Annotated in this window: 10 protein-coding genes; all 10 read right to left on the bottom strand. The window is 64.7% G+C overall.

The features are described from left to right. Positions 1–243: 243 nt before the first annotated feature. Positions 244–1,113 (bottom strand): alpha/beta hydrolase, encoded by an 870-nt coding sequence (locus ABWO90_RS20880; RefSeq protein ID WP_353193145.1) that lies wholly within the window; start codon positions 1,111–1,113, stop codon positions 244–246. A gap of 2 nt (positions 1,114–1,115) precedes the next feature. Beyond that, positions 1,116–1,997, bottom strand: a complete 882-nt coding sequence (locus ABWO90_RS20875) for a DUF4118 domain-containing protein (RefSeq protein ID WP_353193144.1) — start codon at positions 1,995–1,997, stop codon at positions 1,116–1,118. Positions 1,998–2,293: 296 nt separating this feature from the next. Continuing rightward, positions 2,294–3,112 (bottom strand): M55 family metallopeptidase, encoded by an 819-nt coding sequence (locus ABWO90_RS20870; protein ID WP_353193143.1) that lies wholly within the window; start codon positions 3,110–3,112, stop codon positions 2,294–2,296. A 24-nt stretch (positions 3,113–3,136) separates the two neighbouring features. Further along, positions 3,137–4,258, bottom strand: a complete 1,122-nt coding sequence (locus ABWO90_RS20865; RefSeq protein ID WP_353193142.1) for a DmpA family aminopeptidase — start codon at positions 4,256–4,258, stop codon at positions 3,137–3,139. A gap of 20 nt (positions 4,259–4,278) precedes the next feature. Beyond that, on the bottom strand, positions 4,279–5,184 hold the full coding sequence (gene gsiD / locus ABWO90_RS20860) for a glutathione ABC transporter permease GsiD (protein ID WP_353193141.1): 906 nt from the start codon (positions 5,182–5,184) through the stop codon (positions 4,279–4,281). Positions 5,185–5,194: 10 nt separating this feature from the next. After that, the gene (gsiC, locus tag ABWO90_RS20855; RefSeq protein ID WP_353193140.1) at positions 5,195–6,115 is read right to left on the bottom strand and encodes a glutathione ABC transporter permease GsiC; all 921 of its coding nucleotides are present in this window, start codon (positions 6,113–6,115) and stop codon (positions 5,195–5,197) included. 96 nt (positions 6,116–6,211) lie between these two features. Continuing rightward, complete coding sequence (gsiB, locus tag ABWO90_RS20850) at positions 6,212–7,771, bottom strand: glutathione ABC transporter substrate-binding protein GsiB (RefSeq protein WP_353193139.1); 1,560 nt, start codon at positions 7,769–7,771, stop codon at positions 6,212–6,214. A gap of 216 nt (positions 7,772–7,987) precedes the next feature. Beyond that, a complete protein-coding gene (locus tag ABWO90_RS20845) occupies positions 7,988–9,874 on the bottom strand; it encodes a dipeptide ABC transporter ATP-binding protein (RefSeq protein WP_353193138.1) in 1,887 nt (628 codons plus the stop codon). 55 nt (positions 9,875–9,929) lie between these two features. Continuing rightward, on the bottom strand, positions 9,930–10,886 hold the full coding sequence (locus ABWO90_RS20840; RefSeq protein WP_353193137.1) for an isoaspartyl peptidase/L-asparaginase family protein: 957 nt from the start codon (positions 10,884–10,886) through the stop codon (positions 9,930–9,932). Further along, positions 10,883–12,112 (bottom strand): MurR/RpiR family transcriptional regulator, encoded by a 1,230-nt coding sequence (locus tag ABWO90_RS20835; protein WP_353193136.1) that lies wholly within the window; start codon positions 12,110–12,112, stop codon positions 10,883–10,885. The genes ABWO90_RS20840 and ABWO90_RS20835 overlap by 4 nt, the downstream gene beginning before the upstream one ends. Positions 12,113–12,373: the final 261 nt, after the last annotated feature.

Here is a 12,373-nt window from a genome sequence, read left to right as displayed (position 1 = left end):
AAACCCAGACCTTAACCGGCCATCGATGGCAGTTTGATGACATCACGTATTCCTAACATTGGCGCGGGTTACGGACGTACCGATGTCAGGTAGCCGATCAGGAGACCGGACGCCCCGGAGGTGTCGCAGCAGGTGAGAAACCGACGAACTGCCGATAGGAAGTGGACACACCGACGCAGCGGAACCGGCACGCGACGCGCGCCGCAAAAGCGTGCGCGCGTCGTTCGCGATTCGCTGGAAGTGTCAGGCGGCGGCCTGACGACGTTTGGCGCGCAGCAGCGCCTTGGAGATGATTCGCGTCTCGGAGTTGGCAGCCCCGGTGCGACGTGCCACGGCCTCGCGGAAGAACCGGCGCGTCTCGTCAGCCACCGTTTCGCGCTCGTTGTCCATCGTCAAAATGTGATAGCTCTCGCCGAGCAGGCACTTCTGCTTCACTTCGGACGACACGCCTTCGAAAACGATCCGAGCGTTATGCGGGCTGGCAGTGTCGTCATCCACCGCGTGAATCACGAGGCAATCGGCATTCACGCGGTTGAGTCGCTCCCGCACATGGGCAGCGAGACGTCGCGCGTTGTACAAGTGGGCGAGCGGCAGAGACGCGGCCCCGATTTCGGAGGCGTCGTTGAGCGACATCGACTTGGCCACCCGAGCGCGCATGGCTTCGTTCTTCAGGCCGTACGGGGCCTTTTCCTGATAACGATAGCGATTGCGTAACGGCGTGTGGAAGACGAGATCGATGAGCGGGTAGTACCAGGGAATCGTCCAGCCGTCGTACACGAGCGTGGTCGCCAGCAGCGAGAGGGCCGCCACTTCCGGCTCCTCCTCGGCGACGGCCAGACTCAGCGTCGCGCCCATGCTCAGCCCGCAGATCGACACCGTCTCATGCGTGTCGCGCAGTTCGCGGAACTTCGCCCGCGCGGCGGCGACCCAGGCGCGCCAGTCGGAGCACGGCGCCCCCAGGCCGTAGCCTTCGATGTGAGGCACCGAGACGGTGTAACCGTCGCGATGCAATGCCTTGGCGACCGGACGCATTTCGAGCGGTGTGCTCGACAGGCCCGGCAGCAGCAGCACCGCATGCTCTCCGCCTTTGTAAAAGATATCTTCCTGGAACATCGTCAAACCCCACCCGAGACGACCGGCGCCTCGGTGACATCACGCGCATTGGCCGCCGGCGTGAGCGTGTGCAGCGGCGTGACCGGACGCACCGCCGGCCCCGCATGCAGACGCAGAATCACGTAAGTCCCGACATGTGCGCGGAAATACTGCAACTCGCAATGAAACATTTCGAAACCGCCCTCGCGCGTGCGCATGCGCAGATTGTGCGCACCGTACTGCGGGCGTTCACCGTCGACCGAGAACAGTCCGGCCATTCGTGCCACATCTTCCGGATGCAGCATCGCTCGCAAACCGTCGCGTTTGGCGACGTCCGGCGCGACGCCGGTCGCACGGCGAAAATGCTCGTCGATGAATTCGTAGTGCGTCGCCGGATTGGCCAGATAGAAGATCGTGTCGAGGTGCTTGGTGAGATACGTCATCAACGCATTGCCCAACTGCACGGAGTCCGACAACACCATGCGCTCGTTTTCGGCGCGCAGCAGCATTTCATAGCGTGTCTGCGAGACTTCGGCAATCAGCTCGGCACGATACTGGGCGCGGCGCAGGCGCTCGATCAGCACGACGGCGAGCGGCGTGATCAGCAGGAAGCCCGTGACGATCATCACGTCGCGACGATCGAGCTGCGCCACGTCGCGAAACGGCGGCACGAAGAAGAAATCGAAAATGGGAATGCTGATGATCATCGCCATGATCGCGGGCCCCAGGCCCCAGATGAACTCCACGATGATGACCGCACACACAAAGAAGATGCCCGGCATCGAGTGATCGAGTACCGGATGCAGCAGGCTGCGAACAAGAAACGCAGCAAGTACCACCATTAACGCACCGACGTATCGCTTTGCGCCGGGCTCCGCCCAACGACGGGCGTTTCTGATATCCATGATTCCTCGCCAAGACAATCCGGCGTTCAACAATCCAACAATTGGCACCTATTGTATGGCGCACCTGTTACAAAATATTACGGATTATCGCATGTGCTCCCGCGCGGCCCGGGGTGGCGAACCCTAATTCAGTGGCGGTTGAACAACACGGGGCGGCTGATTCAGTCGTGGCGCGGCTGCGCACCGAACGCCGAATCGGTTGACAGGGAATACGACGGTCGCCGGGGACCGAAATTCCGACAGAAACCCTACAAATCAAAAGGTTACTGGCGCGGGACCGCGCATGCCGCGCGCGATCAGCGCAGCATGAACGACATGGCCGAGAGGCAGTTGAGCATTCGCACGGCCGCCTCGACGCTCGGTGCGGTGAATTGCATCGTCACCCCGTCAACGCGCTCGAGCGTCGGCCACTGGCAGAACAGATCGGCCAGCGCCGTCGTTTGCGCTTGCAAGCGCACTTCGACCGGCGTCTCCACGCGATAGGCATGCCACTTGCGCGGGTCGGCCAGCGCTTCCTTCGCCGCTTCGCGGATCAGGTCGCACGACTGGCTCGGACTGAGCGTCATGCCGCTGCCCTGCCCCCACGCGGCCTTCGTCTGCACGAAACGGGCGTGCGGGAAGATCAGTTGCGTCTCCTCGCAGAAGACGTCGTCGCCGCTAGCCATGACCATCGGCACGCCACGCTCACCCGCGAGCGCGCCGTACAACATGGCCTCGCTCGCCTCCACGCCGGCCAGCCAGACGCGCGCGAACGCGAAGCTGTTGATGGTGTGCGCCAGAATCCCGGCGCTCTGCGCCTTGCCGTGGTAGCCGATCATGAACAAGGCGTCGCACCCTGCCTCCACGCCGCCCACCATGCCGAGATAGCGCGGCTTGCCCAGCACGACGCGCGCCCGCGGGTCGAGTTCGTCGGGCAGCAGATTCCGGAAGCCGCCATGCGAGTCGTTCACCATGACTTCGGTGGCCCCGCCCGCGAATGCGCCTTCGACGGCGGCGTTTGCTTCGCGCGTCATCCAGCGACGTGCACGTTCGTACTCGCCGTTTCCGGCGCGCGTTTGCTCGACGTGGAACACGCCCGCAACGCCTTCGATGTCGGTAGAGATCAGAATTCGCATGATGTCAGCAATGTCGTGAGGGGCTCACAGCGTTGCCCAGTCGGGCAACACGTCGGCCAGCGCGCGACGCACGTGACCGTCGCGCCCCAGTACCGACTCGGCGGCAAAGAGCGCGTGCAGGATCGCCTGCTCGGTGGCGTCGGCCGTGGCCTGGAAAATCGGATCGAGGAGTGCGTCGGGGACGAGCGCCGCCGGCGCGACGCGGCCCGTCGCGTCATGGGGCATGGTGTAGCCAGTGGTGAAAGCGAGCGCCACGTCGCCGCTGCCGTGGCCGTACACCGAGCCCGTGCGGGCGAGTCCGGCGCCGGTGCGCGTTGCAACGCGGCGCAACTGCCGGGCGTCGAGCGGTGCGTCGGTCGCCACCAGCATGATGATGGAGCCACGCTCGGGCGCTGCACTTTGCTCGGGCTGTGCGAGACGCTCGTCGAGCACCGGACCGACATGCCGCCCGGCAATCGTCAATTGCGAGGCACGACCGAAGTTGGACAGGACGAGTACCCCTACCGTGAACGTCGCCCCCGCGGTCTCAACAACGCGCGACGCGGAACCGATGCCGCCCTTCAGGCCGAAGCTCGACATTCCGCGCCCCGCCCCGACGGCACCCTGCGCGAACTCGACGCGCGCGTCGGCCATCGCCTGCGCGTAGTGCGCTTCGCTCACGACAAACGCCTGCATGTCGTTGAGATAGCCGTCGTTGCACTCGAGCACGGTCGGGTTGAGCGACGGGCCGCCGCGCCCGATGGACGGATTGGCGGCAACGGCGGCACGCAACTGGCCGAGCACCACATGGCTTACGGAGAACGTATTCGTCAGCGCGACGGGCGCTTCGATGACGCCCAGTTCGTCGATCTGCATCAGGCCGACGCTCTTGCCGAAGCCGTTGATCACGGCGGCTGCGGCGGGAATCTTGGCGCGGAACGGGTCCCAACCGGCGTCGGGCGCGAGCTTCGGCTGCGAAGCGTTCACGCGCTCGGCAGGCGTCGGGCAAACCACCGTGACGCCGGTCTGCACCGGGCCGTCGGCCAGCGTGGCATGACCGACGAAGACACCCGGGACATCCGAAATCGCGTGGTGCGGCCCGGCGGGCAAAAGCCCCACGTAGGGCGCACCGTACAAGGCTTCGCGAGTGTCGGACATCGGTGGCATGCCGGGCTCCTGAAAATACGTCAGTGCCGGTCGAGTTTCGGATCGAGCGCGTCGCGCAGGCCGTCGCCCAGCAGGTTGAAAGCGAGCACCGTCAGGAAGATGGCGAGGCTCGGGAAAATGGCGATGTGCGGTGCGTTGACCATGTCGGCGCGTGCTTCGTTGAGCATGGCCCCCCATTCCGGCGTAGGCGGCTGCGCTCCCAGACCGAGGAACGACAGACTCGCGGCCGTGATGATCGACGTGCCGATACGCATGGAGAAGTACACCACAATCGACGACACCGTGCCCGGCAGGATGTGCCGCATGATGATCGTCCAGTCCGAGGCGCCGATGGAGCGGGCCGCCTCGATGTACGTCAGGTGCTTGAGCACCAGCGTATTGCCGCGGACGAGCCGCGCGAATGCGGGGATCGAGAAGATCGCCACCGCAACGATCACGTTGATCATGCCGTTACCCAGCACGGCCACCACGCCGATCGCCAGCAAGATGCCCGGGAACGCGAACAGCACGTCGGAGATGCGCATCACGATACGGTCCCACCAGCCTTCGTAATAGCCGGCGAGCAGGCCGAGTACCGTGCCGATCACCGCACCAAGGGCCACCGAGCCGAAGCCGGCGGCCAGCGAAATGCGCGTGCCCGCGAGAACGCGGCTGAAGATATCCCGGCCCAGCGAGTCGACGCCGAACCAGTGCTTCGCCGACGGGCCGGCATTCAGGGCGTCGTAGTCGAAGAAGTTCTCCGGATCGAACGGCACCAGATGCGGCGCGAGGATCGCGATGATGACCAGCAGCAGCACGAACGCACCGGCCACCAGCGCGATGTGCTGCTTCTTGAATTTGCGCCAGAATTCGCGCCACGGCGTGCGCACGCGGCCTTCCTTGGCGGTTGCCGCCGTATTGGCGGTAGTCGTTTGACCCGCGTTCATGATGCGTGCCTCACTTGTAGCGAATGGTCGGGTTGATGACGGCATAAAGCACGTCGACCACGAGGTTGATCAGAATGAACTCGAGCGAGAACAGCAGCACCAGCGCCTGAATCACGGGGTAGTCGCGCATCTCGACCGAGTCGATCAGCAATCGCCCCAGACCGGGCCAGTTGAACACCACCTCGACGACGATCGAGCCGCCGAGCAGAAAACCGAACTGCAACCCCATCATCGTGACGACCGGGATCATGGCGTTGCGCAGCGCGTGCTTGAACACCACGCGCATTTCGTTGAGCCCCTTCGCACGCGCCGTGCGCACGAAGTCTTCGTGCAGCACCTCGACGAAGGCCGAGCGCGTGAAGCGCGCCATCACGGCGGCCACGGCCGCGCCGAGCGTGATCGACGGCAGGATGTAGCTCTTCCAGGAATCGGCGCCCATCGTGGGCAGCCAGCCGAGCTGCACCGAGAACACCTGCATGAGCAGCATGCCCAGCGCGAAGGCCGGGAACGAAATCCCCGAGACGGCAAACGTCATGCCGAGTCGGTCGGGCCAGCGATTGCGCCACACGGCCGACGCGACGCCCAGCGCCATACCGATGACCACCGACCAGATCATGCTCACCAGCGTGAGCCAGAGGGTCGGGAAGAAACGGCTGCCGATTTCGGTCGAGACCGGTTGCTTGCTGCGCATCGACAGGCCGAAGTCAAAACGCACGGCGTGCGTGATGAAGTTCGTGAATTGGGTAAGCAGCGGCTTGTCGAGGCCCAGGTCCTGACGCACCAGCGCCACGGTCGACTCGTCCGCTTGCGGACCGGCAGCCAGACGCGCCGGATCGCCCGGCAGCATGTGCACGAAGGCGAACACCAGCACCGCCACGATCAACAGCGTGGGGATCAGGCCGAGCAGGCGTTTGAGAAAGTAGTTGAGCATCGCAGTCTTGCCGAACGTCTTGCCAATCTATGTCTTGCGGTTGGCCGCGCCGCCGGGTGAGCGGCGGCGCGGGCACTTCAGGTCAGCGCGAGGCGCTTACTTCATCGAGATGTCGGTGAAGTTGAACGAACCGTCAGGCATCGTGTACACGCCCGTCAGGTTCTTGTTGCGCGCGTACAGCAGCTTTTCCGTCACGAGGAACGCCCACGGCGCATCGTTCCAGATCTTCTGTTGAGCGTCGGTGTAGAGCTTGGTCTTCTCGGCGCGGTCGGTGGTGAGCAGCGCCTTGTTGAAGTCCGCGTCGACCGCTTCGTTCTTGTAGTACGCCGTGTTGAAGAGCTTCGGCGGGAACGATTCGGACGACAGCAGCGGGCGCAGCGCCCAGTCGGCTTCGCCCGTCGACGACGACCAGCCCACGTAGTACATGCGCACCGGCGCCTTCTCCGGATCCGGTGCAGACTCCACCAGCTCGACACGCTGACCGGCTTCGAGCGCGCGTACCTGCGCCTTGATGCCGACCTGCGCCAATTGCTGCTGCACGAACTGGATCACCTTCTGCGCGGTCGTGTACGTGTACGCCGACCACAGCGTGGTCTCGAAACCGTTCGGATACCCAGCTTCCTTGAGCAGTTCCTTGGCCTTGGCCGGGTTGTACGGCCACGGGCCGGTCTTGGCCGCGTAGTCGACACCCTTCGGCACCACGCCGTCGGCCGGCATGGCGTAGCCCGCGAAGGCCACCTTCACCAGCGCGTCCTTGTTGATGGCGTAGTTGATGGCCTGACGCACGCGCACGTCATCGAACGGCTTTTGCTTCGTGTTGAAGCTGATGTAGCGCTGGATGATCGAGGGACCGGCGATCACGTCGACCTTGCCGCTCGACTTCAGGCCTTCGGCCTGTTCATACGGCACCGGGAATGCGAAGCCCGCTTCGCCGGTCTGCATGACGGCGGCACGCGTGTTGTTGTCCACCACCGGCTTGAAGGTGATCGTGTCGACCTTCGGGTAGCCCTTCTTCCAGTAGCCGTCGAACTTCTTCACCTTCACGTAATCGGTGCGGTTCCATTCGACGAACTCGAACGGACCGGTGCCGACCGGGTGCGACGCGATGTCCTTGCCATACTTCTTGAGCGCTTCGGGCGAGATGATGACGGCCGACGGGTGTGCCAGCGTGTTGATGAACGGCGAGAACGGCTCCTTGAGCGTGAACTTCACCGTGTGCGGATCGACCACTTCCGTCTTGGCGATTTCCTTGTACAGGTTGTAACGCTTGAGCTTGTTGTCCGGGTTCGTCACACGGTCGAAGTTCGCCTTGACGGCGGCGGCGTCGAACGTCGTGCCGTCCTGGAACTTCACGCCCGACTTGAGCTTGATCGTGTAGACGAGGCCGTCCGGCGACACCGTGTAGCTGTCGGCCAACACGTTGATGAGCTTCATGTCCTTGTCGAAGCCGAACATGCCCTCGTAGAACGACTTGGCGACGGCTTGCGACAGCGTATCGTTCGCGTCGTACGGATCCATCGTCGTGAACGTGGACTGCACGGCCATCACGACATCCTTGGCGGCGAACGCCGGGGCGGCGCCGAGCACGGCGGATGCCACGGCCACGGACGCGAGCGCGGTTTTCCAGCGAGCGCCCAACAAAGCGTTTTTCGACATCTGTCTTTCTCCTTCTGGTCTGACGGGGTCGCCGCGAGCGAGTCTCATGACTGCGCACCTTGGCGGGCATTGTGACTACAACGAAAACTGCAACCAGGGACTGCCTGAACTACCGGAGCTACGCACGCCCGGAAACCTCGTGTCCGGGCAACACTTCAAACCGGCACCGGCGCATGCGCCGGACACTTCATCGAACCTTACGAACCCTCCGAACCCTCAATACGCACCGGCCACACGATGACGCGCCACGAAGTGTCCGGCCCCGACCTCCACGAGCGGCTGCACCTGCGGCTCGTCGCCGATCGCGCGGATCGGGCTCGGAATCTCTTCGGTCAACAACTCGCGCTTGGCGTGGCGACGCGCCGGATCGGCAATCGGCACCGCCGACATCAGCTTCTTCGTGTACGGGTGCTGCGGGTTTTCAAAGATGGCGCGACGCGGGCCGATCTCGACGATCTGCCCCAGGTACATCACGGCCACCCGATGGCTGATGCGCTCGACCACGGCCATGTCGTGCGAGATGAACAGGAACGCAATGCCGAATTCCTTCTGCAGGTCCAGCATCAGGTTGATGATCTGCGCCTGCACCGAAACGTCGAGCGCCGAGACGGATTCGTCCGCGATCACGACCTTCGGCTTGAGGGCGAGCGCCCGCGCGATGGCAATGCGCTGACGCTGGCCGCCGGAAAACTCGTGGGGATAGCGTTGCGCGTAGTCGGTGGGCAACCCCACGCGTTCGAGCAGGTCGGCAACGCGCTTCTCGGCTTCGGCACCGCTCGCCACACCGTGCACGAGCAGCGGCTCCATGATCGAGAACCCCACGGTGAGGCGCGGATCGAGCGAGGCGAACGGATCCTGGAAGATGAACTGAATGTCGCGGCGCAGCGTTTGCAGCGCACGTCCGGCGAGATCGTGAATCGGCTTGCCGGCGAATTCGATCGAACCGCCCTGGCTCGCCACCAGTCGCAACAAGGCGCGGCCGGTGGTGGACTTGCCGCAGCCGGACTCGCCCACGAGGCCGAGCGTCTCGCCCGGGTACAGATCGAAGCTCACACGCTCCACGGCATGCACGCGCTGCTTCACACGACCGAAAAAGCCCGACGGCACGTCGAAGCGCGCCACGAGATCCTTCACGCGCAGAATCGGACCGGCGTCGGTACGCACCGTCGGTTGCGGGGTTTCAGCGGCAGGTTTGGCGTCTGCCGGGGCGTCGTAGCGCAGCAACGGGAAACGCGCCGGGAGATCGGTCCCCTGCATCGAACCCAGCCGCGGCACGGCAGACAGCAACGCTTGCGTATAGCGCTCACGCGGCGCGGCGAAGATTTCGTCCGACGGCCCCGCTTCCACCTTGTCGCCACGATGCATCACCAGCACACGGTCGGCGACTTCGGCCACCACCCCCATGTCGTGCGTGATGAACACCACGCCCATGTGCATCTCGTCCTGCAGCGCGCGAATCAGTTGCAGGATCTGCGCCTGAATGGTCACGTCCAGCGCGGTCGTCGGCTCATCGGCGATCAACAGGCCCGGCTTGCACGAGAGCGCCATCGCGATCATGACGCGCTGGCGCATCCCACCCGAGAGCTGATGCGGGAAGCGGCCCAGCACGCGGCGCGCTTCGGGAATGCGCACGAGTTCGAGCATGCGCAGCGCTTCGGCACGCGCGGCGGCGGCGTCCTTGCCCTGGTGCAGACGGATCGACTCCGCGATCTGCTCACCGACCGGAAACACCGGGTTGAGCGAGGTCATCGGCTCCTGGAAGATCATCGCCATGTCGGCGCCACGAATGCCGCGCATCGTGTGACCGCTCGCACGCGTGAGGTCGACGAGCTTGCCGTTGCGACGGCGCATGATCATCGTGCCTTGCGTAATGCGGCCGCCACCGTTTTCCACGAGCCGCATGGCGGCCAGCGACGTCACCGATTTGCCCGACCCCGATTCGCCGACGATCGCGAGTGTCTCGCCACGGTCGACGTGAAAGGACAGGTCGCGCACGGCAGTGACCACGCGCTCGGACGTCGCGAACTGCACGGTGAGTCCGCTCACGTCGAGCACGCGCTCGTCGGGCAACGAAATCGTAGGGGTTGTCTTGCGCTCTGCCACGCCTGTCCTCGCTAATCTACGCTGGGTGAATCTACTGCTCGGGGGGCCCCGGTGCTTACTCGTGGATCGCCGTCACGGGCGTCTCGCCCACGCGTGCCACGCCGCGATACATCCCTTCGGTGTTGAACGGGAGTGCCACATTGCCTTGTGCGTCCACGGCGATCAGGCCGCCACGACCCTGTACGCGCGGCAGGCGCTCGCGAATCACCCGTTCGGCGGCATCGGCCAGCGACAGGCTCGCGTAGGCCATCAGCGCACCCACTTCGTAACAGGCGACGGCGCGAATGAAAGCCTCGCCAGTCCCCGTCGCCGAGACGGCTGCGGTGGCGTCGTTCGCGTAGCAGCCTGCACCGATGAGCGGCGAGTCGCCGACGCGACCCACCGCTTTGTTCGTCATGCCGCCGGTAGAGGTAGCGGCGGCCACGTGCCCGTGGGCGTCGCAGGCCACGGCGCCCACGGTGCCGAACTTGGTGTCCGGATCGATGGGTTCGTGCTTGAGGGGGAAATCGTGGTCGAGCGCGATGGCCGCGTCGGCCAATGCGCGCTGCCATTGCGCGTAACGGGCTTCGGTGTAGAAGTAGCCGGACTCGACGAGTTCGGCGCCGTTGGCCGCCGCGAAGGCTTCGGCGCCCTCGCCCACGAGCAGCACGTGCGGGCTGTGTTCGAGTACCGAACGCGCGGCAAGAATCGGATTGCGCAGACGGTGCACGCAGGCGATGGCGCCTGCGTCGAGCGTTGCGCCGTCCATGATGGCGGCGTCGAGCTCGTGCGTGCCTTCGTGCGTGAAGACCGCGCCACGCCCGGCGTTGAAACGCGGGCAATCCTCCAGGTGACGCACGGCTTCCGTCACGGCGTCGAGCGCGGAGCCGCCAGCGGCGAGCACGGCCTGACCGGCGCGCAGCACGTCGGCCAGTGCCTCGTGATAGGCCTTGAGTTCTTCCGGCGACGTATCGCGGCTAATGGTGCCGGCGCCGCCGTGAATGGCGATGACCGCGCGTTGGGCGTGACTCATGATGCTTTGTCCTTTCTTTCCTGCACTGCGGGTGCAGGCCGGGGCGTGGTCGGTTCGGTCGGTTCGGTCGGTTCGGCCGGTTTAGCCGTCTTGGCCGGTCTGGCCGACATTGACGGATTGACCACCGAAGTCGGTGCGCCTTGCGTGACCACACCGGGCAAGGCGGCAGTGTTCATCGATGCCGTGGCAGCCACATTGGCGGCAGCGGCCCGTTGCGGAGTGACGACCCGCCTCACGCTCGCCATCGTCGGCGCGCTGGCCGCGTTGGCCGGTGCGTTGGCCGGTGCGTTAGCTGGGGCATTCGCTGGAGAATTGGCCGAACCGACGCCGGGCACGCCGTTGGGCAGCGACGCCGAGTCGAGCCACGGCAACAGGAAATCGGTCAGTTCGGTCGCGCGATCGACGGCGTGTTTGGCACGCTGGGCAACGGCATCGCACAGCGCATCGATCATCGCCAGCACGCTCGCCTCGGAGTTGCTCGACAGACGCGGCTTGCTACGCACGAAGATCACGATGTCGCCCAACGGCGCGAGCGGCGATGTCGGGCTGTCGGTGAGCACCATCACGGGCACGCCGCGGCCGCGCAGGCGCCGGCACAGGGTGATGGTGTCCGACACGTATCGCGGGAATGCCAGCGCGATCACGAGGTCGCCCTCGCGCAATTTGAAGAGCTGCCGCGCCGCGTGCGTCGAGCCACCAACGCCGACCACGGCCTGCACGTTCTCGCAATACGGGTCGAGGCCGTGATGCAGCAGGCCGGCGAGGTAGCCGCTGGCGCCAAGACCCAACACGTAGATGCGCCGCGCCTGAAGAATCGATTCGACCGCACGCTCGCACGTGGCCGCGTCGAGCGCCCGGCGCGTCCAGTCGAGATTCTCGATGGCCTGCGCCAACGATGCCGCCATGACGTCGGCACTCGCGCTTGCCTGCGCCTTGCTCGTGCGCAGACTTTCGATCGGCGCGAGCGTTGCCTCGAATCCGCGCACCATCGCGGCGCGGCATTGCGGATAGCCGTCGAAGCCCAGCGCGCGCGCGAAGCGATTCACCGTGGCCAGCGATACGCCAACGGCATCGGCAAATTCGTCGATACGCATGGTTGCCGCACGAAACGTGTTGTCGAGCACGAACGCCGCCATGCGCTGTTGCGCTGGCGTCAAATCGGGCATGGCGCGCACGATCCGCTCGGTGAGCGGCAGATCGGCGGGCAACGAATCGGCGTCAATCATGAGTGAAGGCATTCCATCGGAGTGAAGGAAAGTATATTTTCATCGGACCCCCGTCAAAAGAAAAAAAATAGATCAAATGGATGTCGAATGTCGGCGCATCGCCCCGAAAGCCTTGCAAACCCTGTCAAAACAAGGGGGCCACATGACTTCTATACGTAAAATGCGGGCATACTAGGGGAAACCCGAATGCACGAACTTGCCGGACGCTTTTCGATCCGATATCTCACGTCACTTGAAGTACGCATCACGCCGAAACGGCGT

It is taken from the genome of Pandoraea pnomenusa (assembly GCF_040391475.1).
GTDB lineage: Bacteria > Pseudomonadota > Gammaproteobacteria > Burkholderiales > Burkholderiaceae > Pandoraea > Pandoraea pnomenusa_C.
Note: the sequence above shows the minus strand (reverse complement) of the source record. Positions and strands in the feature narration are given on the sequence as shown.